The 24,677-nt window shown below is 35.5% G+C and carries 30 protein-coding genes; 18 read left to right on the top strand and 12 right to left on the bottom strand.

The window, feature by feature from the left end:
* Both cysS and F1847_RS01285 read left to right on the top strand, forming a co-directional pair.
* Window positions 1-1,470: a cysteine--tRNA ligase gene (cysS, locus tag F1847_RS01290; RefSeq protein WP_150071309.1), complete on the top strand. Its 1,470-nt coding sequence runs from the start codon at window positions 1-3 to the stop codon at window positions 1,468-1,470.
* Between the two features lies 1 nt (window position 1,471).
* Entirely contained in the window at window positions 1,472-1,978 is a 507-nt protein-coding gene (locus tag F1847_RS01285; protein WP_150071308.1) for a CvpA family protein, read from the top strand.
* Here the strand turns inward: F1847_RS01285 and hisB are convergent.
* The 5 genes from hisB to rplM all read right to left on the bottom strand — a co-directional run bounded on the left by hisB (window position 1,975) and on the right by rplM (window position 5,341).
* The gene (gene hisB / locus F1847_RS01280) at window positions 1,975-2,559 is read right to left on the bottom strand and encodes an imidazoleglycerol-phosphate dehydratase HisB (protein WP_150071307.1); all 585 of its coding nucleotides are present in this window, start codon (window positions 2,557-2,559) and stop codon (window positions 1,975-1,977) included. The two genes, F1847_RS01285 and hisB, sit on opposite strands and share 4 nt — an antisense overlap.
* A gap of 19 nt (window positions 2,560-2,578) precedes the next feature.
* Window positions 2,579-3,385, bottom strand: a complete 807-nt coding sequence (gene truA, locus F1847_RS01275; protein ID WP_150071306.1) for a tRNA pseudouridine(38-40) synthase TruA — start codon at window positions 3,383-3,385, stop codon at window positions 2,579-2,581.
* 5 nt (window positions 3,386-3,390) lie between these two features.
* A complete protein-coding gene (gene argC / locus F1847_RS01270; protein WP_150071305.1) occupies window positions 3,391-4,425 on the bottom strand; it encodes an N-acetyl-gamma-glutamyl-phosphate reductase in 1,035 nt (344 codons plus the stop codon).
* A 65-nt stretch (window positions 4,426-4,490) separates the two neighbouring features.
* Entirely contained in the window at window positions 4,491-4,880 is a 390-nt protein-coding gene (rpsI, locus tag F1847_RS01265; RefSeq protein WP_150071304.1) for a 30S ribosomal protein S9, read from the bottom strand.
* Between the two features lie 14 nt (window positions 4,881-4,894).
* A complete protein-coding gene (gene rplM, locus F1847_RS01260; protein ID WP_150071303.1) occupies window positions 4,895-5,341 on the bottom strand; it encodes a 50S ribosomal protein L13 in 447 nt (148 codons plus the stop codon).
* A gap of 311 nt (window positions 5,342-5,652) precedes the next feature.
* Here rplM and F1847_RS01255 point away from each other — a divergent pair, with 311 nt between their 5' ends.
* The 7 genes from F1847_RS01255 to F1847_RS01225 all read left to right on the top strand — a co-directional run bounded on the left by F1847_RS01255 (window position 5,653) and on the right by F1847_RS01225 (window position 12,021).
* Window positions 5,653-6,399: a slipin family protein gene (locus tag F1847_RS01255; protein WP_150071302.1), complete on the top strand. Its 747-nt coding sequence runs from the start codon at window positions 5,653-5,655 to the stop codon at window positions 6,397-6,399.
* Between the two features lie 100 nt (window positions 6,400-6,499).
* Window positions 6,500-6,724: a DUF465 domain-containing protein gene (locus F1847_RS01250; protein WP_168194232.1), complete on the top strand. Its 225-nt coding sequence runs from the start codon at window positions 6,500-6,502 to the stop codon at window positions 6,722-6,724.
* 82 nt (window positions 6,725-6,806) lie between these two features.
* A complete protein-coding gene (gene ilvB, locus F1847_RS01245) occupies window positions 6,807-8,498 on the top strand; it encodes a biosynthetic-type acetolactate synthase large subunit (RefSeq protein WP_150072742.1) in 1,692 nt (563 codons plus the stop codon).
* Between the two features lie 21 nt (window positions 8,499-8,519).
* Entirely contained in the window at window positions 8,520-9,017 is a 498-nt protein-coding gene (gene ilvN / locus F1847_RS01240; protein WP_150071300.1) for an acetolactate synthase small subunit, read from the top strand.
* A gap of 78 nt (window positions 9,018-9,095) precedes the next feature.
* A complete protein-coding gene (locus tag F1847_RS01235) occupies window positions 9,096-11,039 on the top strand; it encodes a transketolase (protein ID WP_150071299.1) in 1,944 nt (647 codons plus the stop codon).
* Window positions 11,039-11,782, top strand: coding sequence for a twin-arginine translocase subunit TatC (tatC, locus tag F1847_RS01230; RefSeq protein ID WP_150071298.1), 744 nt, complete (start codon window positions 11,039-11,041; stop codon window positions 11,780-11,782). Before F1847_RS01235 ends, tatC begins: the two co-directional genes overlap by 1 nt.
* A gap of 17 nt (window positions 11,783-11,799) precedes the next feature.
* Window positions 11,800-12,021 carry a twin-arginine translocase TatA/TatE family subunit gene (locus F1847_RS01225; RefSeq protein WP_150071297.1) on the top strand — a complete coding sequence of 74 codons (222 nt, stop codon included), beginning with the start codon at window positions 11,800-11,802 and terminating at the stop codon, window positions 12,019-12,021.
* A 112-nt stretch (window positions 12,022-12,133) separates the two neighbouring features.
* On the opposite strand, the gene F1847_RS01220 is transcribed toward F1847_RS01225, so the two are convergent.
* The 3 genes from F1847_RS01220 to dsrA all read right to left on the bottom strand — a co-directional run bounded on the left by F1847_RS01220 (window position 12,134) and on the right by dsrA (window position 15,027).
* Window positions 12,134-12,391: a dissimilatory sulfite reductase D family protein gene (locus F1847_RS01220; protein WP_150071296.1), complete on the bottom strand. Its 258-nt coding sequence runs from the start codon at window positions 12,389-12,391 to the stop codon at window positions 12,134-12,136.
* Between the two features lie 24 nt (window positions 12,392-12,415).
* The gene (gene dsrB, locus F1847_RS01215) at window positions 12,416-13,579 is read right to left on the bottom strand and encodes a dissimilatory-type sulfite reductase subunit beta (RefSeq protein ID WP_370516783.1); all 1,164 of its coding nucleotides are present in this window, start codon (window positions 13,577-13,579) and stop codon (window positions 12,416-12,418) included.
* 149 nt (window positions 13,580-13,728) lie between these two features.
* The gene (gene dsrA, locus F1847_RS01210) at window positions 13,729-15,027 is read right to left on the bottom strand and encodes a dissimilatory-type sulfite reductase subunit alpha (protein WP_150071294.1); all 1,299 of its coding nucleotides are present in this window, start codon (window positions 15,025-15,027) and stop codon (window positions 13,729-13,731) included.
* Window positions 15,028-15,308: 281 nt separating this feature from the next.
* Here dsrA and F1847_RS09270 point away from each other — a divergent pair, with 281 nt between their 5' ends.
* The 6 genes from F1847_RS09270 to F1847_RS01185 all read left to right on the top strand — a co-directional run bounded on the left by F1847_RS09270 (window position 15,309) and on the right by F1847_RS01185 (window position 18,663).
* Entirely contained in the window at window positions 15,309-15,791 is a 483-nt protein-coding gene (locus F1847_RS09270; protein WP_206202413.1) for a 2-dehydropantoate 2-reductase N-terminal domain-containing protein, read from the top strand.
* Window positions 15,788-16,117, top strand: a complete 330-nt coding sequence (locus tag F1847_RS09265; protein WP_206202412.1) for a ketopantoate reductase C-terminal domain-containing protein — start codon at window positions 15,788-15,790, stop codon at window positions 16,115-16,117. The genes F1847_RS09270 and F1847_RS09265 overlap by 4 nt, the downstream gene beginning before the upstream one ends.
* Window positions 16,118-16,203: 86 nt before the next feature.
* Window positions 16,204-16,869 carry a cell division ATP-binding protein FtsE gene (locus F1847_RS01200; RefSeq protein WP_150071293.1) on the top strand — a complete coding sequence of 222 codons (666 nt, stop codon included), beginning with the start codon at window positions 16,204-16,206 and terminating at the stop codon, window positions 16,867-16,869.
* Window positions 16,862-17,722 (top strand): hypothetical protein, encoded by an 861-nt coding sequence (locus F1847_RS01195; RefSeq protein ID WP_150071292.1) that lies wholly within the window; start codon window positions 16,862-16,864, stop codon window positions 17,720-17,722. Before F1847_RS01200 ends, F1847_RS01195 begins: the two co-directional genes overlap by 8 nt.
* Complete coding sequence (locus F1847_RS01190) at window positions 17,712-18,344, top strand: hypothetical protein (RefSeq protein ID WP_150071291.1); 633 nt, start codon at window positions 17,712-17,714, stop codon at window positions 18,342-18,344. The genes F1847_RS01195 and F1847_RS01190 overlap by 11 nt, the downstream gene beginning before the upstream one ends.
* A gap of 70 nt (window positions 18,345-18,414) precedes the next feature.
* Window positions 18,415-18,663 (top strand): zinc ribbon domain-containing protein, encoded by a 249-nt coding sequence (locus F1847_RS01185; RefSeq protein WP_150071290.1) that lies wholly within the window; start codon window positions 18,415-18,417, stop codon window positions 18,661-18,663.
* Here the strand turns inward: F1847_RS01185 and F1847_RS01180 are convergent.
* From F1847_RS01180 to F1847_RS01170, 3 genes are read right to left on the bottom strand one after another with little or no spacing between them, the layout of a single operon-like run.
* On the bottom strand, window positions 18,660-19,289 hold the full coding sequence (locus tag F1847_RS01180; protein WP_150071289.1) for a tetratricopeptide repeat protein: 630 nt from the start codon (window positions 19,287-19,289) through the stop codon (window positions 18,660-18,662). The two genes, F1847_RS01185 and F1847_RS01180, sit on opposite strands and share 4 nt — an antisense overlap.
* A gap of 1 nt (window position 19,290) precedes the next feature.
* Window positions 19,291-20,361 carry a DVU0298 family protein gene (locus tag F1847_RS01175; protein WP_150071288.1) on the bottom strand — a complete coding sequence of 357 codons (1,071 nt, stop codon included), beginning with the start codon at window positions 20,359-20,361 and terminating at the stop codon, window positions 19,291-19,293.
* The gene (locus F1847_RS01170; protein ID WP_150071287.1) at window positions 20,342-20,956 is read right to left on the bottom strand and encodes a tetratricopeptide repeat protein; all 615 of its coding nucleotides are present in this window, start codon (window positions 20,954-20,956) and stop codon (window positions 20,342-20,344) included. Before F1847_RS01170 ends, F1847_RS01175 begins: the two co-directional genes overlap by 20 nt.
* Before the next feature lie 41 nt (window positions 20,957-20,997).
* Between F1847_RS01170 and mltG the strand changes: the two genes are divergently transcribed.
* Complete coding sequence (gene mltG, locus F1847_RS01165; RefSeq protein WP_150071286.1) at window positions 20,998-22,110, top strand: endolytic transglycosylase MltG; 1,113 nt, start codon at window positions 20,998-21,000, stop codon at window positions 22,108-22,110.
* Here mltG and rsmA read toward each other — a convergent pair.
* The gene (gene rsmA / locus F1847_RS01160; protein WP_150071285.1) at window positions 22,079-22,810 is read right to left on the bottom strand and encodes a 16S rRNA (adenine(1518)-N(6)/adenine(1519)-N(6))-dimethyltransferase RsmA; all 732 of its coding nucleotides are present in this window, start codon (window positions 22,808-22,810) and stop codon (window positions 22,079-22,081) included. The genes mltG and rsmA overlap by 32 nt on opposite strands.
* Before the next feature lie 125 nt (window positions 22,811-22,935).
* On the opposite strand from rsmA, the gene F1847_RS01155 reads away from it, so the two are divergent.
* A complete protein-coding gene (locus tag F1847_RS01155) occupies window positions 22,936-24,177 on the top strand; it encodes a DUF1015 family protein (RefSeq protein WP_168194231.1) in 1,242 nt (413 codons plus the stop codon).
* Window positions 24,174-24,677: a hypothetical protein gene (locus tag F1847_RS01150; protein ID WP_150071283.1), complete on the top strand. Its 504-nt coding sequence runs from the start codon at window positions 24,174-24,176 to the stop codon at window positions 24,675-24,677. The genes F1847_RS01155 and F1847_RS01150 overlap by 4 nt, the downstream gene beginning before the upstream one ends.

The following is a 24,677-nucleotide window of genomic DNA, read 5'->3' as shown; positions in this document are numbered from 1 at the left end:
ATGGAAAAACCTACTTTAAAACTTTATAACACCCTTACCAAAAAATTAGAAGAATTTGTCCCCTTAAACCCACCTAAGGTTACGATGTATGTATGCGGTATCACCGCCTATGATTCACCTCATTTAGGACATATAAGGTCTGCGGTGGTTTTTGATGTTCTTTATCGAGTATTAGAAGCCTTGGGTTATGAGGTAATCTATGTAAGAAACATTACCGATATAGATGATAAAATTATCAACCGCTCTAATCGGGAAGGGATCTTCTGGAAAGACTTAGTAGAAAAATATGTAAAAGAGTATGAGAAAGCAATAGAAAGCTTAAACCTATTAAAACCCACCTATACCCCTAAAGCTTCAGAACATATTCCAGAAATCATTTATCTTATCCAAAGATTGATAGAAAAAGGTCTGGCTTATCAGAGCAATGGGGATGTCTATTTTAGAGTAGAAAAATTTCCTTATTATGGAAAACTTTCAGGAAGGAAAATCGACGAACTGCTTGCCGGAGTAAGGATTGAGGTTTCAGAAAAAAAGGAACATCCTTTAGACTTTGCTTTATGGAAGGCAGCTAAACCAGGAGAACCTTTTTGGGAAAGTCCTTGGGGATTAGGACGTCCTGGATGGCATATAGAGTGTTCTGCAATGGCCCTAAAATACTTAGGAGAAACGATAGACCTCCATGGAGGTGGACTTGACCTTATCTTTCCTCATCATGAAAACGAAATAGCACAAAGCGAAGGAACTACCGGAAAACCTTTTGTTAGGTACTTCGTCCATCACGGGTTGATAACCATTAACGGAGAAAAAATGTCTAAAAGTTTGGGGAATTTTGTAACGATGGATTGGCTTTTCGAACGTTTCCATCCTGAGGTGATCAAAACCTTCCTTCTTTCTATGCATTACCGAAGTCCTTTAGACTATTCTGAAGAAAGCCTTAAGAATATGGAAAAGGCAGTCTATGGATTTTATGAAACCTTATACTGGGCTGAAAAAGCCCAAAGCTTAAAAGAAGGCCTTCTTTCAGAAAAAGCTAGACGCTTAGAAAAAGCTTATCAAGAGTTCAAAAACAAATTTTTCTCCGCACTCTTAGACGACCTAAATACAGCCATGGCCTTAGGTTATTTATTTGGGTTAGAAAGAGAACTTTACAATTTTGTCAGTAAAACCCCACAGCTTACCTCAGAAGAAGAACTTTTAGTTAAAACTATAGCTAAAAACCTAAGAGATGAAGCTTTTAAGTTGTTAGGCCTTTTTTACACAGACCCTCTTTCTTTTTGGAAAAACGAAAGGGAAAGGAAACTTAAATCAGTAGGAATAACCTTAGAAGAGGTTGAGAAACTAATAAGAGAAAGAGAACAAGCAAGAAAGGAGAAAAATTTTGAAAAAGCAGACCGCATAAGAACAGAATTACAAGAAAAAGGTATCCTTCTAAAGGATACTAAAACTGAAACCTTTTGGTGGTTAGAATAAAATGATATGGTTTGACTATTTTGCCTTAGCTATTTTAAGTTATTTTACGATAAGAGGTTTTTTATCTGGATTTGTAAGAACCATAGCTTCCCTTTTAGGTATGGTGGTTGCCTTTCTTTACTCAGGATGGTTTTCTATAAAGATTGCACCTTTTGTTGGCAGCCTAACCACTACTAACCCTAAGGTCCTTCCTGTCTTAAGTTTTATCCTTGCCTTCGCTATGATCTATTTTAGCTTTGTTTTAGGTGGCTTCCTTTTAGTAACTCTTTTGGGAAAAATGCATCTTACATTAGCAGACAGGATTTTAGGAGGTTTGTTAGGCCTTGTTAAGGCCTCTCTTTTTATAACCTTCTTTTATCTTGTTTTGATAATACCCTATCCAGCCTCTAAAAATACCTTAAGAACTGCCCTAACCTATCCTATCGTAGAAAAGACTATAAATATTTCTTCTCCCTTAATTCCTAAAAGCTGGAAAAGCTTTCTTAAAGAACGAGGTCTTCTAACTTAGAGGATACCCTTAGTGGAAAATACTTCTTGAGAAACAGGACTTAAAGCCTTCTTAAAAGCGTGGGCTAAAGCTTTAAATATACTTTCGGCAATATGATGAGAGTTTTTACCATAAAAATTTCTTACATGAAGGGTAAACTTTCCGTTCATCGCTAAAGCCCTTAAAAACTCCTCGATAAGTTCTGTATCAAAACCTCCGATTTTTTCAGTGGGAAAAGAGACCAAAAAAATAAAACAAGGTCTTTTAGCAAGGTCTATCACTACTTGGGTTAAAGCCTCTTCCATAGGAATGGTAGCTTCTCCATAACGCGCCATACCTCTCCTATCTTCTAAAGCCTCTTCTAAAGCCTCACCTAAGGTAATACCTATATCTTCTACCGTATGATGATAATCTACCTCAAGGTCTCCTCTTGCTTCTATCTGGAGCTTAATACCTGAATGATAGGCAAAAAGCTCAAGCATATGGTCTAAAAACCCTATCCCAGTGTTAATAATGTTTTCCTCTAACCACTCTCCATTTAAATCTAACTTTATTTCTACTTCAGTTTCTAAAGTATAACGTCTTTTCTCGACCGCTTTCATGATTAACCCCTTAAACTGTTTAAATTTTCACCTCAAAAGGAGGATAACTCTCTAAAACTTGAATGTCAAGATATTCAACCTTTTTTAAAAACAAACCTTGTGGAGGTGCTGGAGGAGGGGCTATCTTTCGATCTCTGGCCTTAAGGATGTTTTCAAAATCCTCTACCGTAAGCCTCCCTTTTCCTACTTCAACCAAGGCTCCAACGATGTTCCTCACCATATACCGCATAAACCCTCGACCTTCTATCGTAAAAAGGATCAAATTAGGATTTTGAGAATCTCTTTCTAAAGTAGCTTGATATATAGTCCTTACCGTGGTCTTAATGTCTGTCCCAGCCTTTCTAAAGCTGGCAAAATCTTTTTCTCCGATGATAAAAGGCAAGCAGGCTTTCATATCTTCTAAATTTAAAGGCTCTGGCACCCACCAAGAATAAAGCCTTAAAAGAGGATTTCTTACAGGATAATTATATATCTGATAAACATAGGTTTTTTTCCGGGCATGTTTTTGGGCATGAAACTTAAAATCCACCTCCTCTATTTTCCATACCGAAATGTCTTGAGGTAAAAGACTATTTAAAGCCCTGAAAATCACCTCTAAAGGTCTATTTGAAGTAGTTAAAAAATGAGCAACCTGACAAAGAGCATGTACCCCAGCATCAGTTCTACCAGAAGCCTTTAAGGTTACCTTATGACCAAGAATTTTAGATAAAATTTCTTGAATAACTCCTTGGACCGTAGGTCCTTTAGGTTGAATCTGCCATCCTAAATAATTTGTCCCATCATAAGCTATAAATAACCGAATGTTTCTTATATTGATCTCAGACATCTTTTTTAAACAAAAAAAGGAGAAAAAGATAATCCCATCTCTTCGGGAAGACCAAACATAAGATTAAAATTTTGTAAAGCCTGACCACTTGCCCCTTTAATTAAATTATCTATCACTGAAACTATTACTACGAAACCTCTTTTTTTATCTTCAAAAAGCCCTATTTTGCAAAGGTTGGTTCCTCTAACCTCTTTGATCGTAGGAATTATCCCCTCAGCACATATGGATACAAAAGGCCTTTTTTGATAAAAATTCTCCAAACAATCGCGCAAAACCTTAAGAGGATGTTTAGACCTTAAATAAATGGTAGAAAAAATTCCACGGTTTATCGGTAAAAGATGTGGAGTAAAAACGACCTTTATCTCCTTCTCTGCAAATAGAGAAAGCTTTTCTTCTATCTCAGGATTATGTCTGTGAGAAGCGATTTTATAGGCCTTAAAATCGTCGTTTACTTCACAAAAACTGTAATAAAGATCTGCCTTTCTCCCTGCTCCTGAAACCCCACTTTTTGAATCTGCAATGATAAAATCTATATCTATAAGTCTTTCTTTAACCAAAGGTATCAAAGGCAAAAGGATAGAAGTAGGATAACATCCTGGATTAGCTATCAAATCAGCTTTTTTGATGTCTTCAGTAAAAATTTCACAAAGCCCATAAACAGCTTTTTCGTTAAGCTCTGGATAAAGATAGGTAAGCTTATAGGTGTCTTCAAAGAGAGAAATAGACTTAAACCTAAAGTCAGCTGAAAAATCTATAACCTTTACTTTATACTTTAGAAACTGATAGGCTAATTCTTGAGCCTTACCTGCAGGCACACACAAAAAAGCTACCTCTACCTTAGGAGCTATTTTATCCACTACAGGCTCTTCAAAGATAAGGTCTTTATATTTACCTTTCCAATGATAAACTTCTGCTAAAGACTTACCTTGCTTTTCTCGAGAGGTAATAACCTCGATTTTTAACTCAGGATGATTTTCTGCTAACCTTAAAAGTTCGAGACCTGTATAACCAGTGGCTCCTATTATTGCAGCTTTTATCATAGATGATTTTTAGGATAATATAAAATTTAAAGGGGGCTAACAGAAGATAGCCCCCAAAAATAACCTTAACGTTTGGAGTACTGTTGACCCCTTCTGGCTCCTCTTAATCCGTACTTCTTTCTTTCTTTCTCACGTGGATCGCGGGTGATAAAACCAGCCTTTTTCAATATAGGTTTCAAGTCAGCAGAATAAAGGACCAAAGCACGGGCTATCCCATGTCTTATAGCCTCAGCCTGAGCAGACTTACCTCCACCTTCTACCGTACACTTTACGTCAAACTTGCCTAAAAGGTTGGTAATTTTAAACGGAGCGAACAAAACATCTTCCGCTACTATATGGTCATAAAAATATTCATTATAAGGTTTGTCATTTACAACAATCTGACCCGTACCTGGATAAATCCAAACCCTAGCTATAGAGGTTTTTCTTTTTCCTGTAGCATAAATTCTTTCCATGTTTTAATACCTCCTTAAAAATCCAACGGTTTAGGGTTTTGTGATATATGAGGATGGTTAGGCCCTGAATATATTTTAAGTTTTTTAAGCAGCTTATTTCTCATCCTGTTACGAGGAAGCATTCTTTTAACTGCAAGAAAAATAAGTTTTGCAGGGTCTTTAGCTAAAACTTGTCTGGCTGTCTCTAACTTTAAACCACCCATATAACCTGTATGACGCCAATAAACCTTTTGGTCAAGCTTTTTTCCAGTAAGCCTAACCTGAGCGGCATTTATTATTACTATAAAATCAGCCTGGTCTACATGGGGAGAATAATCAGGACGGTTTTTACCCTGCAAAAGAATAGCTATTTTACTTGCAAGCCTTCCAAGCACCTTATCTTTGGCATCTACCAAATACCAATCTCTTTTTACTTCTTCCTTTTTTACCCAAGGAGTCTGAGGGGTTAAAACTGAGGACATATTTCCCGCCTCCTGCCTTTAAAAATTAAAAAATGTAGTTTTATAACTTTATGCCAAAATTTTATTTTGTCAAGCAAAATAAAATCCAGTTTAAGCTTAAAATTTAAACTGATTTCTGAATTAACTTTTACCCTTGACCTTTTTAAGGTTTTAGTTAATAATTTGAAAATATAATATGAATAAAAATTTTTACCTTGTGTCTTTTTGTTTTGTTAACCCAAATTGTTTAAGTGGTCTTCTAAACTTTTCTTCACCTTATCAAGAATTAACTTTTTATTTAAAATTCTATATCCAAAATAAGGAGGTTTATTATGAGTTTTACGCTAATTTTTATCGTAATTTTAGTTTTGTTGTTTCTGCAAGCCTCAGTAAAGGTAATTAATGAGTATGAACGAGCGGTAGTACTTCGGTTAGGTAAATTTTTAGCAGTCAAAGGCCCTGGATTAATCATCCTTCTTCCGGTAATAGATCGTATGGTTAAAATAGATTTAAGAACGGTAACTTTAGATGTTCCACCTCAAGAGGTCATCACTAAGGATAACGTTTCTATCAGAGTAAGCGCAGTAGTCTATTACAGGGTCTTAGACCCGGAAAAATCTTTTCTTCAGGTAGAAGATTACCATTATGCCACCAGTCAATTAGCCCAAACTACTTTAAGAAGTATCTGTGGTCAGGCAGAACTTGACGAAGTGTTGGCAGAAAGGGAAAAACTTAATCTTAAAATCCAAGAAATTCTTGATGCAGACACAGAACCTTGGGGGGTCAAAGTTTCTAAAGTAGAAATCAAAGAAATAGACCTACCAGAAGAAATGAAAAGGGCTATGGCTAAACAAGCTGAGGCAGAGAGAGAAAGAAGGGCTAAAGTAATCAGTGCTGACGGTGAATATCAAGCTTCTAAAACTTTACTTGAGGCTGCCCAAATTATGGCACAAAACCCTATTACCCTTCAGCTAAGATACCTACAAACTCTTACAGAGATTGCAAGTGAAAAAAATTCCACAATCCTCTTTCCTTTACCTATTGAACTTTTAAAGGCTTTGACTAACAACCCAAAATAACAAGAAAGTAAAGTATGTAAAAATCAGACTTGATAAATTTTTCACAAAACATGTTTTTTATTAAATGTTTATATTATTTTTTAAAAAAGGAGGAGGAAGTATGAATAAGGATTTGGTTAAACGGTTTGCTGAGAAGTATCCAGAAATTAACGACCTTTTTGAGAAACATCAGAAGTTAGAAAATAAGGTAGATGAACTTTCTCAAAAAGCTTATCTTACTCCCGAAGAAGAGATTAAGTTAAAAGAACTTAAAAGAGAAAAACTTTATATTAAAGAAAAAATATACAAAATTATAAAAACTAATGAAGGGATAGAGATAGACTAAAAATTTTTGTCTTTTTAATTAATAATAAAAAACTTTTTGAAAGTCTAAAAATGGAAGAAGGGGGTTTGCTTTGGGTGAAGTTATGACTGGTGCAAAAATGGTGATAGAAGCCTTAAAACGAGAAGGGGTGGAGGTTCTTTTTGGTTATCCTGGTGGGGCTATATTAGACATATATGACGAACTTTACAAGGCACCAGAGATAAAACATGTGTTAGTAAGACATGAACAAGGAGCTACTCATGCTGCCGATGGTTACGCTAGATCAACAGGAAAAGTAGGGGTCGTATTGGTTACCTCAGGTCCTGGTGCTACCAACACAGTTACAGGGATTGCTACTGCTTACATGGATTCTATTCCGATAGTTGTTTTAACCGGACAGGTTCCAACGAGATTAATCGGGAACGATGCCTTTCAAGAGGTAGATATTACCGGGATAACCAGGCCTATAACTAAACACAATTTTTTAGTAAAACGCATAGAAGATCTCCCTAATACTATAAAAGCTGCCTTTTACATAGCCAAAACAGGCAGGCCTGGACCCGTTTTAGTAGATATACCAAAGGATATACAGCAGACAAAAGGTGAATTTAATTATCCTGAAGAAATAAAATTAAGAAGCTACAATCCTGTCTATGAACCTCATGTTAAGCAAATAGAAAAAGCTTATCAACTTTTAGAAAAGGCTGAAAGACCGGTTTTGATGTTAGGAGGAGGCGTAATTTCAGCCAACGCTCACGAAGAAGCTGTAAAATTAGCAGAAAAGTTGAACTTACCTGTTGTTATGACCCTTATGGGATTAAGTGCCTTCCCTGGAGACCATGAGCAAAGTTTAGGAATGTTAGGAATGCATGGTACTTATTATGCTAACATGGCGGTAGCTAACTGCGATGTGCTTTTAGCCGTTGGGGTAAGGTTTGACGACCGTGTAACCGGCAAAGTAGATTCCTTTGCTCCAAGTGCAAAAATTATTCATATAGACATAGACCCAAGCTCTATACAAAAAAACGTCAAAGTTGATGTTCCTATAGTAGCTGACTGTAAAAAAGCTTTGAAACGCTTATTAGAATTTATTAAACTTGGTGGAAAAGAAAATAAATACTGGAGAGAAAGATTCAATGATTGGTGGGAACAGATAAATATTTGGAGAAGGAGATATCCTTTAACCTACCGACAAGAAGGAGATTACATAAAGCCTCAGTTTGTTATAGAAAAGCTTTATGAACTCACCAAAGGAGAGGCTATAGTAGCTACTGAAGTAGGACAAAACCAAATGTGGACTGCCCTTTTTTACAAATTTAAACATCCTAGATCGCTGATAACCTCTGGTGGATTGGGTACCATGGGTTTTGGGTTTCCTGCAGCTATTGGAGCCCAAATGGGTAATCCTGGTAAATTAGTAGTAGATATAGCTGGAGACGGTTCCATCCAGATGAACATTCAAGAACTGGCAACAGCTGTAGAACAGAAGCTTCCTATTAAGATCATCATTCTCAACAATGGATTTTTGGGGATGGTTCGTCAATGGCAAGAACTTTTTTATGGAAAAAGATATTCTTCGGTTAAATTTGGGGTTATTCCTGATTTTGTTAAATTGGCAGAAGCTTATGGAGCAGTAGGTATGCGCATAACCAGACCTGAGGAAGTAGAACCAGCCTTAAAAAAGGTCCTCCAAACCAACTCGTTAGTAATTCTTGATGTACATATAGCTCCAGAAGAAGGCGTCTTCCCGATGGTACCTGCAGGAAAAGCTACCACAGAAATGATACTACTATAACATCGATTAAGGGGGATTTTTATGCAAGAAAAAAGATATACCCTTTCAGTCTTAGTAGAAAACACGCCCGGAGCTTTAGCCAGAATAGCAGGACTTTTTAGCGGGAGAGGATTTAACATAGATAGTCTTTGCGTAGCTGAAACTTTAGACCCTACCCTTTCTCATCTCACTTTAGTAACTCATGGAGACGACCAAATATTAGAACAAATCATAAAACAATTACGCAGACTTATAGACGTTTATAAGGTAGTTAATGTAACCGAAGAAGGAGATCATGTAGAAAGGGAGATGGCTCTTATTAAAGTAAAAGCTGAAAAAGAAAACCGAGATGAAATCTTTAGGATATGTGAAATCTTTCGTTGTAAAATAGTAGATGTAAGCCCTAAAACTTATGTATTAGAGGTAACAGGAGATAGAGATAAATTAGAAGCGGTTATAGAATTACTTAAACCTATGGGAATTAAAGAAATAGTAAGAACTGGAGTTATTGCTATCAGACGAGAAAAAAAATCTGTTTAAAAATTAGTTTTTTTCCTCTTGATTTTTCTTTTTCTCAAGTTATAAATGTTAAATCAATTTTACGTTAGGGGTGTCAAAATGCTTAAAATTGACTTAAAGCAAGAAAATCTTACCGAAGAACAAATAAATTGGTTTGAACAAGCTTTTAAAAGATGTGCAAGAAGGATCATTCTTTCTACTACGCTTGCAGGATGTGGACATCCAGGAGGTTCTCTTTCTTCTTTAAGCTTACTTTTAGTAGTTTACTCTATAGCTAAAGTAAACCCTCAAGAGCCAAGATCTCTTGATAGAGATAGGATAGTAGTAAGTCATGGGCATATAAGTCCTGGAGTTTACAGTGTCCTCTGTGAGTATCAATTTTTTCCTGAAGATCCATTTTTGATGGAATTTAGACGAGCTGGGTCTGCTTTTGCAGGACATGTAGAGCAGGCTGTTCCAGGGGTAGAATGGAACACAGGAAACCTTGGACAAGGACTTTCAGCTGCCTGCGGGATGGCTAAAGCTTTGAAACTCAAAGAATTATCTAATCGCGTATTTTGTTTTATGGGAGATGGAGAACAACAAAAAGGACAAGTAATAGAAGCTAGAAGATGGGCGGTCAAATTTAAATTAGATAATCTTATCACGTTAATAGATTACAATAAACTACAAATAGGAGGAAATATTTTTGATGTAATGCCTCAAGATCTAAAAGCCGAAATAGAAGCCACTAAATGGAACGTTTTAGAGATAGACGGACATAACTTTAAAGAAATCTTTAAAGCACTTAAAACTGCTATCGAGAGAAAAGTCCCCTATCCTGAACATCCTACCGCTATCATAGCTCATACAGTAATGGGTAAAGGTATTTCCTTTATGGAAAACGACCCTAAATGGCATGGAATGGCTCTACCAGACGATTTAGCCAAAAAGGCTTTAGAAGAATTAGGTTTTGACCCAGAAGAACTTGACTTCTTAAAAGAAAAAAGAAAAACTTGGAAAGTTAGTTTTAAGCATCAACCTCATGAACCTTTACCGATAGACTTAAAAATCCCAGGACCTACGGTTTATCCCCCGGAGGTTAAAACAGACTGTAGAAGTGCTTATGGTAAAGCTTTATTAAACTTAGCTAAAGAAAACAATCCTCAAACAGGAATTCCTAAAATTTTAGGTTTAACCTGCGACTTAGAAGGATCGGTTAAGATGACAGATTTTAAGAAATGGTCTCCTCAGGCCTTTTTTGAATCAGGAGTACAAGAACACCACACCGCCTCTGTAGCTGGTGCTCTTTCTAAAGAAGGTTTTTCGGTATTTTTTTCTACTTTTGGTGTTTTTGCTGTAGATGAGGTTTATAATCAACTTAGAATAAATAGCATCAACCGTACAGCTCTTAAAGTAGTTTCCACCCATCTTGGAGCTGATGTAGGTGAAGACGGACCAACCCATCAATGTATAGATTATATAGGGCTATTGTTAAACCTTTATGATTTCGAAATCTATCTTCCTGCCGATCCTAATCAAACAGACCATATCATAAGGTATATAGCAGATAAACCTTATAATGTCTTTGTAGGTATGGGACGTTCTAAACTCCCTATAATTACCAAAGAAGATGGAACCCCTTATTTTGATGAAAAATATACCTTTATTCCTGGTAAAGGCGACTGGATAAGGCGTGGAGACAAAGGGGTTATCATCACTTACGGAACGATGGTTCCTTATGCAGTAAAAGCCTGGGAAATTTTACATTCTGAAAGCATTGAGGTTAGTCTTTTAAACATAGCCTCTATAAGACCCTTACCAGAACAAGACCTTTGGGAAGCTTCCAAACTTAAGAATCTTTTAGTAGTAGAGGATCATTTAGTAGAAACAGGGCTTGGAGCAAAAATAGCTAGCTTTTTGAGCATTAATAAAATACAAGCAAATCTTATCCTTTTAGGTCATAAAACCATATGTTCTTCAGGCAAACCAGCAGAACTTTTTAAACATGCAGGTTTAGACCCTGAAAGCATCGCCCAAGCGATGAAAAACTTAATAAAATAATGGAATATCAACTTAAAGAGACTGAAGAAAAAAAATTAGGATTAATCGAACATCTTTTAGAGCTTAGGTCATGTATAATCAAGGCTTTTATTGGTTGGGCTATAGCCTCTGTGATTGCTTACCTCTTAGCAGATTACATCATAAATTTTCTGTTAAGTCCTTTGTTGAAGGCTATCCCTCAACAAACTTCTGTGTTTTTTCGTACCTTTCCTGAGGTCTTTACTTCATACCTAAAACTTTCTATGATCTTTGGGTTTATCTTAGGCAGTCCTTACATCTTTTATCAAATCTGGTCCTTTATTGCACCTGGGCTTTATCCTCATGAACAAAAATGGGTAAAAACCGCGGTTTTTTTAACCTCTTTTGCCTTTATTTTGGGAGACCTTTTAGCCTATTTTCTTTTCTTGCCGTTTATCCTCAAATTTTTATATTCTTTTGGAGAAAAATTTTTAGTCTTTAAACCTTTTCTTAAAGATTATATCAACTTTTGTTTGCGTTTTTTTTTAATAATAGGAGCGGTCTTTCAAATACCTTCTTTTATGGTTCTTCTTAGCCGTTTAGGAATAGTAGATTATAAAGGATTTAAAAGATTTAGACCCTATGCCATCCTCATTGCTTTTTTCTTAAGCGCCATTTTAACCGGAGGAGGAGACCCTTTTAATCAAATTATCTTAGCCCTACCCTTGACACTGCTGTATGAAATAGGTATAATTTTAGTTAGGATGTTTAAACCACTTAGATAAACAAAGGAGGTTTTTTGATGTTGCCAAGTTTAGGGGGTCAAGAGCTTTTCATAATTCTTTTTTTAGCTTTAATTTTGTTCGGAGCCAAACGATTACCTGAAGTTGGAGCAGGATTAGGTAAAGGGATAAGGTCTTTTAAAGAAGCCCTTAAGTCTGCAGACGTCAAAGAAGACTTAGAAAAATTAGAAACTAAAAAGGAAGAAAAAGCTAAAGACCAAGAACCTTCTGCTAAAGCTTAAAATTAAGCTCTATAAATTAATTTTTATCTTTTCTAAAGTATTTTCTAAATTAAAAAAATAAAAAAGGGGGCTTTTAAAAGCCCCCTTTTTTATCTAAGGGATTTCAATTTTCTTATTCTTCAGGCTTTTCTACCCCTGCTTCCAACCCCATTCCTACTCCTGGTAATCCAAACATAACCGTACTACCGGTAGAGAAGTACTCTAATTTTCCTTCTCTTACCAACTCATTAGCAGCGTTTTTAATTTCACGAGGGTTGGCATCAGGTATTTCTCTTTGTAGATCTTTAAGATAGATTTTAGTCTTTCCACCTTTTTTTACTTTTTCTTCCATTATCTGAACTATTTTTTGTTTCAATTCTTCTTTATCCATAACACACCCCTTTTAAAGAATTTTTTACTTAAAAAGTTCTACTTTATAGTTTTCTGGAGCATTAAACACCTCATCTACGTGTTTAGTAAACTTAAAGTGCATAGATGTTCTGTAAGTGTTGTAAGCAAGCCTATAATCGTCAATACATTTTTCAGTAAATGGAATGCCAGTTAATTCAAAGAACCTTTCCCAACCAATTCTATTAATCCAATTACCAATCCTTTCATACTTATTAGCATGCTGAGAATAAACCTCAATAATCTTTTTAAGCCATTTAACAGTAGTTGGCCAACGAGGAGGTTCATTAGGTATATAAGGAATTACTACCCTAGAAAATTCAGGCGGAGAAATTCTGTTAGAAACCTTTCCACCAACCACTATGGTAATACCGTCTCCTTCGCCGTCAGCAATAGGTAAAGCTGGGCACATCGTATAGCAGTTACCACAGAACATACAACGATCCACGTTTATTCTTACGGTCTTCTTCTTCTTTCCGTCAACTTCAGCAGTAGCAGGTTTTATAGCACCTAAAGGACAAGAAGCGATAACCAAAGGAATTTCACAAACGTGCTCTAACCTTTCATCTTCCACCAAAGGTGGTTTTCTATGAATACCAACTAAAGCAAGGTCAGAACAGTGTACAGCACCACACATGTTAAGACAACAAGCAAGAGCTAATTTGGTCTTAGCAGGAAGCTTATGAGATCCAAAGTATTCAAAAAGTTCATCCATGATTGCCTTAACTACACCAGAAGCATCTATGGCTGGAGTATGGCAGTGGATCCAACCTTGAGTATGAACGATGTTGCTAATACCAGCTCCAGTTCCACCAATAGGGAACTTATAAGAACCATTAGGATGTTTTCTGTTTTTTAAATCCTCGATAAGTGCCTTTAAAGTTTCTTCATCTGTTACATGGAATTCTACGTTATTACGAGTAGTCCAACGGACATAACCATCACAATATTTTTCAGCAATCTCACAGATTTCTCTGATATAATCTGTAGTTTCTAAACGAGGAGTTCCACACCTAACAACATAAACCACATCCCCTGTTTCAGATTTATACTTTAAAACACCTGGTTGAATGATTTCGTGAGAAACCCATTTGCCGAAATTTTTCTTAATAACAGGAGGCATAAACTGCCAGAAGTAAGGAGGACCTATATCAGTAATTCTGTTTTCCATAGGTTTTTCAGGATTATATAACTTTTCTGCCAATGTTGGGTCATAAGGTTTTGTATAAATTGGGTCTAACTCTTTAAATTTTTCAATTCCCATCTTACCCTCCTTTTATTTTTAAATATTTTGGTCTTCCTTCATTTTACAAACTATTATTAAGCGGGGTGACGTTTTCTAAACTCAGCCACATCTCTAGTCCAACCACCTTCAACCTCTTCTTCTTTCCAGAAGATATATGGGTTGTCACGAGGTACTCTTACATGCTGCGGAATAGGAGTAAGACCAAGAACATCGGTAATAAACTTATTCAACCCTATCCTTTGAATAAGCTCACCAATACGTTCACGGTTCTTTCCGTTTTCCATCCAGTAGTCCCATGCCTTATAAATAAAATCTTTAAGCTCATCATAAGGTGGTTCAACCTTCATAAAAGGAACTATAAGGGTAGAAAGCTGAGCTCCTTCTAAGATCGGAGCTTTAGCTCCAATCAATATAGCTATACCAGTATCATCTCCTGGCCTTAAAGCCTCTGGCATAACGGCTATACAATGCATACATCTATTACATTCACTGTTGTTGATGTAAAGCTTCTGCTCATTTTCATCCCAATACATACATTTAGTTGGACAAAGGTCTATCACCTCTTTCTTGATGTCAAAAGGACCCCAATCTCTATCAGAAAAGGCTCCAGCATTAGGCTTAAGCTCGCCCCTTACATAAGCCCTTACAGCTTCTTGGTCTATTTTAATATCATCTCTCCATGTACCAATAAAAGACATATCAGCTCTTGCCACAGAAGCCACACAGTCTAAAGGACAACCTGAAAATTTAAACTTGAACTTGTATGGAAATGCAGGACGATGCAACTCATCCTGAAAAGCCATGGTTAATTCATAATCTAATTCTTGAACATCTACCAAAGCCCACTCACAACGAGACTTACCTACACAGCAAGCAGGACTTCTCAAATTAGAACCAGAACCACCAAGGTCCCAATTAAGCTGATGGGTCAAATCAAAGAAAATAGGTTCAAGCTGGTCAGTAACCGTACCTAAAAGAATAATATCTCCTGTGGATCCATGAAAATTTACAATACCACTTCCACGATGATCCCACAGATCACAAAGCTTTCTTAAAGCTGAAACATGATACCACTTTCCTGCAGTATGATGAACACGGATGGTATGAAATGCCCAAATTGCAGGAAATTTTTCCTGCTGGTCAGAATAACGTCCAATAACACCACCACCATAACCAAACACACCCACAATACCACCATGTTTCCAATGGGTCTCCCTGTTGGTGTAAGAAAGCTCCATCTGACCCATTATGTCATAACATGCTTGTTTCTTGTGCTTCTCTGCATAAGAATAAATGTCATCCACAAAACTTGGCCAAGGACCAGTTTTAAGCTGGTCTACTTTTGGTGTATCATGCTTTTTTACCTCGCCCATTGTACCCTCCCTACAGTTTTTGTATAGAATACATTTTATTTATCTTTAATTTTATGTCAAGAATAAAAAATTTGAATTATCGCTAAATTTTCGATTAATACTTTAAATTTTGCTTTTTTTCTTTGGTTTTTTAGTTTTTTAAACTTTTTATGAAAGTATCGCTTAAGCGAAAATATTATTTCCATCCTTATCCAGTTTAATTACCGCAAGCCCCATGACTGCAAGATATTTAAGGAAGTTGTGTTAAAATGGTTACGGTGTTTGTCGGAAGGTGAGCAAAGATGAAAATTTATATTCTTGGTGCTGGTTCTATAGGTTCCCTTTTTGGAGCGCTTTTGTCTAAAATAGGTAAAGATGTGACGCTAATAGGTCGTGAAGAGCATATAAAAGCAATAAATAACAACGGCCTTAGAGTTGTTGGCGTTGAAGAGTTCACAGTTTACCCCAAAGCTGTTACTGAAGTTCCTCCCAAATCACCAGACTTGATAATTTTAGCAACAAAGTCCTATTCCACAGCCCACGCATTGGAGTGTGCAAAGGAAAGCATAGGCGAAAACTCTTGGATATTAAGCATTCAAAACGGGCTTGAAACCAAGGACGAGGCATTAAAATACACCAAAAACATCCTTGGTGGGATAACTACCAATGGAGCTGCCCTTGAAAGTTGGGGAGTTGTTAGATGGGCTGGAAAGGGGATAACGATAATCGGAAACTATCTGCTGGGAAAAGGCAATTCGCCGAAAGAGTCGCTTCCCTATTTATGAAAGTCGGATTAGAGGTAGAGATCAGCGAGAACATAGTTGGATGGAAGTGGAAGAAAGCTATAGTTAACTCAGCGATAAATCCAATTGGTGCTATCATAGATGTTAAAAACGGGTACATACTGGAAAACGAGCATCTTTTTACTCTGGCTACAGAAGTCGTAAAGGAAGGCTGCCAGGTTGCGGCTCAAAAAGGTATCGAGTTTGAAGTACACCCTATAGATCTTCTCCTTGAAACCCTTAAGAGGACGAGAGAAAACTATAACTCTATGCTTCTTAAAGAAAACAAAAATCCAAACACAGATTATTATGTGGTATCTTCATTTTAAAATTAAAATTTATTCGGTTAAATCATAATGATTAGACGATGGTTTTATTGTTGCCTTAGAAAAAATTTTAGGTATACTCAAAAATTATGGATCTTTTTCGGTTAGAAAGAATAACCAAAATTTATAATCCTTATTTTAAAGCTTTAGATATAACAACCTTTAACATCAAAGAAGGCGAATTTTTATTGTTAACCGGACCAACAGGCGCAGGCAAAACCACCCTTTTAAAACTTCTTTATAGAGAAGAAAAACCCACTGAAGGCGAAATCTTTTATAAAAATTTACCCTATTCTAAACTTAATCGCTCAAAGTTTTCTGAATTTAGACGTAACTGGGGGATCATCTTCCAAGATTATAAGCTGATACTAGACCTTACTGTTTTTGAAAACATACAAATCTCATTATATCTAAGTTCCAAAAAAGTGCCTAAACCTAAGCTTTATATCTTAAACTATCTTGAAAGGTTTAACCTTGCCCCTAAAGCCTTTAAAAAGGTTAAAGAACTTTCTGGAGGGGAGCAGCAAAAAGTAGGTATAATAAGGGCTATAATTAGAGATCCAGAACTGCTTATAGCCGATGAACCTACAGGTAATCTTGACCCTGAAAGTGTAAAAGAGACTATAAAACTCTTTAAAGAATACCAACAGGCAGGAAAAACTATCATCCTTGCTACCCACGACCCTCTTATTTTACAACTTAACCCTGGCAGGACCATCAGATTAGAAATGGGAAGGCTGGTAGAAAATGTATAAACTTTTAACCAAATTAGAATTTAAGAAAGGGTTGTTTTACTACATTTTTGTTACCTTATTTTTCTTTTTTTGGAATCTTTTTTCTTTAATCCTTATCCATTTGTATTTTGGGCTATTTTTATTAGAAAACTCTTGGAAAAACAAGATAAGTTTAGATGTTTTTTTTTATTCCAAAGATCCACACCAGTTAGAAATTTTTGTTAAGGAATTGCAAAACAATTTTTTTTCTCTGATAGGAAAAATTGAAATAATCGATCCAGAAAAATTTTTAAAAACTTCTCAGAAGTTTCTTCCTGAGGAAATAACCACCCTTTTTACCGAAGAAGAGCTTAAGGAAAATCTACCTTTTCTGATAAAACTTTACCCCAACTCTTTGCCAAACTATGTAGAACTTGCAAACCGACTAAAACCAATAGCCCAAATAAACCATAATTTAGAAATCTATAATCCTAAGTACCTTAACTTTTTAAAACTAAGCCTCTTCCTTAAAACAGGGATATTGGGGCTTTGGATTAGCTGGATTATGGTTTATTTAGGTTTTATCTTCTTTTTAAATACTTTTTTAAACAACCTGCTTTATCAACAGTATAAAGTCATCCTTCTTTTAGGAGGTAAGGCTTTTTCTTTGAAAGCTATACGGTTTGGCCTTTTGTTTCTACTTTTAATCTTAGGCTTTTTTGGGTCTTCTGTGCTTTTTTATTTAGCAATTACTACTTTAAGTAATATTATAGGACTTCCTCTTTTAACAAATTTCTTTGATTATTCTCTATATTGGTGTCTCTATTTTATTTTCTTAGTGTTTTTAATCCCTCTTATAAGTGTTTGGATAAGCTATTGGAGTTATGAAATATAAAAGTTTTTTTACCTTTTTAAGCTTTCTTTTTTTTATTTTTATGGCTTTACAAACTAATCGTTTATTAGCCTCTTTACATGATATAAAAGAAATAGATAAAAACCTTACGAACATAGAAAACGCTAAAAAAGAAATATTAAGGGCTTACTTAAACCTCTTTATCAAAAACCATCATCCTAAGGTTGCTCATTCTGAAAAAGACTACCCTTTAAATCGATTTTTAGAGAAGGTCTTAATTAAAAAAATTATCAAATTAGATCAAGAAAAACAAGCCTTAATCGCCAAAAAAAACGAATTTTTAAGGATTTCTTTACTTTCTAACCAAACTTATTCTCAAGCTATAAACCCTATTTCTGAAAAACCTCTAAACTTAGGAGAACATACCTTAAGCCTAACTCCTCCTTGTATTATAAAAGCCCCTATTGGTGGCACCATAACCAACTTAAAATATTCACCTGAAGGGATCATGGTTAAGATTGAAAATGAAAGATGTAGTGCTGTTTTATTCCCTTTAAGTTCTTTAAGGTTAGACTTGGGACAAAAGGTGGTAATAAAAGAAATCCTTGGAGAGGTTAAAGATCATAGTTATCTTAGGGTTAAAATATACTGTAGTGTTAAATAAGTTTTGGCTTTCTTAAAATCTTTGTTATAATAAAAAGAAAAAAATTCGAAAATATAGGAGGTTATCTCAAATGCCAATATATGAGTTTAGGTGTGAGGACTGTAAAGAGGAGTTTGAGGTATTTTTAAAAAACAAAGAGGAGCTTAGTTCGGTTGAATGTAAAAAATGTAAAAGTAAAAGGGTAAAAAGGTTGATAAGTGTGGTCAATTCTATAATCAGTGATTCAGGAAGTTCTTCAGATAAACCAAGGATTACAGAATCTCATTCTTGTGCTACAGGTAGTTGTACCCATATAGAATTGCCTGGCTATGGAGATTAGTCTTCGTTATCCCTTTTAAGGTTGTTTTTTTCTTTTTCTAAAAGGTCTAAGCCTTCTCTTACCTTCTCTGCTAATTCTCTTGCCCCCATTCCTTTATAGATTTTATAAGCTAAAGAATATGCATCTTTAGCTGCCTCAAAATTTTTCTGAAATCGATAAGCATCCCCTATTCCTACTAAAGCACGGGCTGCCCTATGAGCGTCCCTGTATTTTTCTCCTATTTCTAAGTTTCTATAAAGGTAAGGCAACATTTTATCATATTCGTTTTTGGTACGATAGACATGTATAATTTTCTCTACCATAACTGCTACGCTAAACTCGTCCTCTACGGTTTCACAAACATCTAAACAAGCTTTATAACACCTGAGGGCTTTTTCTATGTTTCCTCTCATATAATAAACATCTCCTAAAAAGTCTAATATATTAGCCATTTCTTTATAGGCCTCATGCTTTTGGAAAAACTCTAAAGCTCTTTCCATAAGTTCTATGGTATCAAGAACCCTACCCTCTGTCCAGCATTTATGAGCTTCTATACAAAGCTCGTAACCAGGTTTTAACTTTTCTGAAACCCCCATTTGTTGAAAATAAAGTTCTTTTCTTTTCTCAAGCAATTCTTTGTTTTCCATGTTAACCCCTTTCTATCTGTTCTATGATTTCCTTTAGTTTTATTCTTTGATAAACAAATTTTGTATGGTCAAAAATCTCTGCTTCCTCGTCAGGATTTATTCGGTTTAAATAAGGAGAAATTTCTTTAGCTTTTAGATTAGCAAAAATTTTTAAAATCACAGCCTTAATTTCAGAAGTAGAACCTTCTATCAAGTCTAAAAGCAAAAAATAGCTATGTTTTTTTAAAACCTCTGGATTTTTCTCTGAAATACGATATAGGGCATAAATTACGTAAGGATGGTATTCTGGAAACTTTAGGAAAGCAAACAAATTTTTTATAAAGATCGCATATCTATCTCCTGTTTCTCTAATGACTTCACCTACGGCTTCAAGAGCGCCCCAGGCAGAAGCTGCAGAGTCTGCGGCAGCATAAAGAAGTTTTTTGATAAAATCTAAAAGTTTTTCTGGACGAACCTTGGCTAAAGGAGAAGCTGCCTTACCCAAAGCAACCACTGCTTTTCTACGAAAGACTATGTCTGGATGATAAAAAAACTTTTGCAGTATGTTAAGGTTTAAAGGTTCAGAAATTATGTAAGAGGCAAGGGTGTTAAAATCTTCCTTCTGCAATAAAGTTTCTACTTCCTGTTTAGAAAGTTTCTTTTGAAATTTAGGAGAAACCTTTTTCAAAACATTTTCTTTTTGTAGTACTTCTTTTAACTTTTGTCGTTTCAATTCTCTGATATCCTCTGCTAATTTTATAAAACAAAGGGCTCCTTTAGAAACCACCCTTGGATTCACTGGCATAGGAAGAATGGTATGGGTTTTTAAATCATAATCCTCTATCCAGACCTCCTGATAATCTTCTTCAGAGGTTAATTCCCACATCAAGTCCCAATCACCTGCAGTGGCAAGAAAAAGGGCCTCAATAAAGGCATTACCTCTGTTGTGCCCGGTTACATCACATACATATACACTGCCACATTCACAAACACCTGCCTCTAAGTCAGAAAGTCCTATAGGTAAAAATTCGGGTTTTTTGATAAACCTTCCACAAAAAGGACAAGTAGGAGGCTTAGGAACGGGCTTTTTCATATAAAAGCTCCTCAAACTCTGGACTTACCGGATAACCTAATTTTTTAGCCTCAAATAAATTTTCTTTAGCTTTTTTTAAATCTCCTAAATAATAATACGCTACTGCTAAGTTGTTATAAAGGGTAGCCATTTGAGGAGCAAAGGTTTTTCCTTTTTCTAACACCTCTACAGCTTCAGCAAAAAGTTCTTTTTCTATTAAAATGGTAGAAAGATTTATCATAGCAGGTACAAACTCTGGGTTGATTTCCAAGGCCTTTCTATAACAGTTTTCTGCCTCTGTCAGGTTACCCAATTGAAATTCTATCAGACCTAAATTTACCCAAGCTTCTACAGATTTGGGATAAAAATTAAGGGTAAAGCTAAAGGCCTTTTTAGCTTCTTCTAATTCCCCTTCTTGAGCGAGGATGATGCCAAGGTTTACCATAGCCTCAAAATGGTAAGGGTCAAGCTTTAAAACCCGCTTAAAAGCCTCTTTAGCCTCTTGTAATTTTCCCAAATTAAAGTAAGCTATAGCTAACTTATGTTGTGCAAAAGGTGAATGAGGGTTTTCCATGGCTTCTTTTTCTAAAATTTTTAAAGCTTTTTCGTCTATCATCTTTTCCTCCTTCTGAAACTCTTTAAAGGATAACATTAATTATGAAGTTCTCAAGACATAAAAAAAAGAAATGGGTGTTAATTTCTGGATTAATAGTTCTTCTCGTTTTGTTTGTATGGTTTTTAGGTTATTATTTTGAAGGCTTAGAACCGATAATAAAAGGTCCTACCAAAGAGTTTAAAGTAGTAGAAATCAAAAAGGGAGAAGGGGTTTGGACTATAGCCCAAAAGCTTAAAAAACAAGGTGTCATAAAAAGTTCTTTAGTGTTTTGTTTTGAAGCTTTTAGAAAAGGATATTATCACAAAATTAAACCTGGAGAATATGGTTTTTATCTCAATCAGCCTCTTTCTGAAATCCTTGAGATGTTAGTAGAAGGAAAAGTTTTAGCTAAAAAGGTTACCATACCAGAAGGCTATACCCTTTGGCAAATCGCAGACCTACTCGAAAAAAACGAAATTTGTAGTAAAGAAGAATTTTTAAAATTGGCTGAAAATCCTCAGACAGCTAAGCAATATGGTTTACCTGGCCCTACTTTGGAAGGTTACCTTTTCCCTGATACCTATTATTTTTATCGCAACTCTCATCCAGGTCAAGTAATAAAAACCATGGTAGAGAACTTTTGGAAAAATTGGAGAAAATATGAAGAAATCGCTAACAAACAAAAAAAATCCTTAAAGGAAGTTATAATTTTAGCTTCTATCGTGGAAAAAGAGGCCTATCTAAACTCAGAAAAACCGATAATCGCCGCCGTGTATCTTAACAGAATAAAAAAGAAAATGCCCCTTCAAGCGGATCCTACCATCAATTATGCTCTTAAATCTTTTAGACGTTTAACCTATAAAGACTACTATACTGTAAAAAGTCCTTATAATACTTATTTGAATCCAGGCCTTCCCCCAACCCCTATAGGCAACCCAGGAGAAGAAAGTATAAAGGCGGTGATTTTCCCGGCTAAAGTTCCCTATCTTTATTTTGTAGCCTCAGGAAACGGAAGCCACATTTTTTCTGTAACTTATAAAGACCACTTAGAAGCTATCAACAAAATAAGATCAACCCCTAAATCTTCACCTTCTAATCAAACCTCAGAAAATCTGGTTTATCAAACCTCTGAAGAAAAATTGTCTACTGAGAAAAACTTCGATACAAAGCTATAAAGTCTGAAAGGCTAAGTTGCTCTACCCTTTTTTCTGGAGAAATAGAGGCTCTTTCTAAAAATTCAGGAGCTATCTTATGTTTTAACATTTTTCTTTTTTGGCTAAACAGTTTTACCAAAAAATTTTTATAATATTTTAGGTCTTTTATCTCTTCAAAATCTTTGCGAATAAAACGAAGATAGGCTGAGTTTACCTTAGGAGGAGGAATAAAAAACTTTGGGGGGATACTCATAAGGTATTCCACCTGATAAAAAGTGTTAACAAAAATAGAAAGCCAAGACTTAAGGTAGATAAGCCTTTCGGCTACCTCTTTTTGTACCATATAAAAAGCTTGATAAACCAGATGTTTATGATAAACCGTGTTTTCTATGATAAGGCTGGCAACGTTATATGGTAGGTTTCCTATAAGTTTAAGCTCTTTTTCTCCCAATGTATCAAAATCAAACCGTGTTGCATCTGCATTAAAAATAACCACCCGAGGGTCATTTATGTTATTCTTAAGCCTTGTTATCATGTCTGAGTCTATCTCTATAAGATAAAGACGCTTTAAAGAGGTGGAAAGAAGTTTTTTAGTAAGGTTTCCTGTACCTGGTCCTATTTCTACCACTGTTTCCTCTTCTTTTATTTCGGCAAGCTCAACCAAACGCTCTAAAACCCCTGAAGAAACCAAAAGATGTTGTCCCCATTTTTTTTTGAGCATGATTAAAATTTAATTCCTTTCTGTTTTTTTCCCAGAGGAAACTGCTTAAACTTGTTGCTAAACCCGATTTTTTTGGTAGATTTAAGGAAACTTTTTGAAATCTATTTTTATAGGAGTTTATGGTCATGCCTGAATGTCTTCCCTTTCTTGGCTGGAGGTATAACTCACAAAAAGTAAACATAGAAGCGGTAGTTGCCCCGCCTTATGATGTAGTTACCGAAGAAGAAAAGGTTTTATACTGGAAAAAAAGTCCTTACAACATCTTTCATCTTGAGCTTCCTGAGAGTTATCAAAAAGCTAAACTCCTTTTAGAGAACTGGATTAACTCCCAAATCCTTTTAAAGGAACCTCAACCTTGTCTGTATTTTTACGAACTTTCTTTTCCCAAAAAAGAAATGATGTTTTCGCGAAAGGGATGGATTTTGTTGGTTAAACTACATCCTTTTGAAGAAGGAGTGGTTTTACCTCATGAAAAAGTTTTCCCTAAGGTTACCGAAGACCGGTTTGAACTACTTAAAGCTACAGGTTTTCAGTTTAGTCAGGTTTTCGGATTATATGAAGACCCAACCCTTAAAACCTTGTCTTATAACCCAACAGACCTTCTTTATGAGGTTTCTTATCAAGAACAAACCCATCGGTTATATAAGGTTTCTGATTTAGAAGTTATTCAAGAAGTGGTTGCTTATCTTAAAGACCAAAAAATATACATAGCTGATGGACACCATCGATACACCACCGCCCTTAGGTATAAGGAATATATGGAAAACCTTTTAAGAAAAAACAACCAAAAGGACTACAACTACATAGCCATGTATGTTTGCCCTATAGAAGAACCTAACCTACTTATGCTTCCTACCCACAGGGTTTATCGATTAGACGATATAGAGGGGTTTCTCAAGTCCTTAGAAAATTTTACAGAAAAAATAATGAGCGTAGAACCTATTAACTTTTCGGAAAACCTCTTTAAACTAAAAGAAAGAGAATTTGGGCTGTGTTTAAAGGATAAGATCATGGTTTTTAGAATAAAAGATGAAGTCTATGAACGTTTCAAACAGAAAGACCCGGTACTGGCTAACCTAACCCTTTACAATTTTTTAAGCCTAATGGAAGAGGCTTTTCAAATGGACGAAGAAATTCTAAAAGAAAAAAAACAGGTTAGGTTTTTATCTAAGGTAGAAGAGGTTTTAAAAAACTTAAAGCCTGGGGATATCGGAGTGATTTTTCCTGAGCTTTCTCCTTTAATCTTAAAAGAAGTGGCTTTGCAGGGAAAAAGGATGCCTCACAAAAGCACCTTTTTTTATCCTAAAGTGCTTACAGGTTTGGTCTTAAATGAGGTAAGCGGAAAAAACTTGGATTTTAATTTATGAGAGAAAGTTTAGCCTATTTTACCCGTTTAATTTATTATTATAATGAAAATAAAGATTTACTAAAGAAAGACCCTTTTATCCAACGAAAAATTCCTTTATTAAAAGAAGCTATAGATAAAACCAGAAAGGCTTTTGTTGAAAAAGGGTCTTTTGCTTTTTGTAAGGCTTGTGCGCTCTCCGGAGAGAAATGCTGTAAGGCTGGATTAGAGTGGAAGCTAAGCCCTGCTGAGTTTTTTTTGAACCTTCTTCTCTCCGAAATCTATAATCTTCCTTTTGATTTCAACACTAACCGAGAAGAAGACTGCCTTTTTTTAGGAGAGCAAGGTTGCGTTCTTATCCTTACCCCTATTTTTTGCAGAAACTTTTTTTGCGATAAATTGGCTAAACATTTAGGGCATCAAGACCTAACCTATATTCAGCAAACAATGGAAGAAGAAGCCACCATAGGTTTTATTTTGGCTGATTATATAAACACCAAAACCTTACAAAGGAGGGGATAA

Source organism: Thermodesulfobacterium sp. TA1 (assembly GCF_008630935.1).
In the GTDB taxonomy this organism is placed as follows: domain Bacteria; phylum Desulfobacterota; class Thermodesulfobacteria; order Thermodesulfobacteriales; family Thermodesulfobacteriaceae; genus Thermodesulfobacterium.
This window is presented reverse-complemented; position numbering and strand designations above follow the sequence as displayed.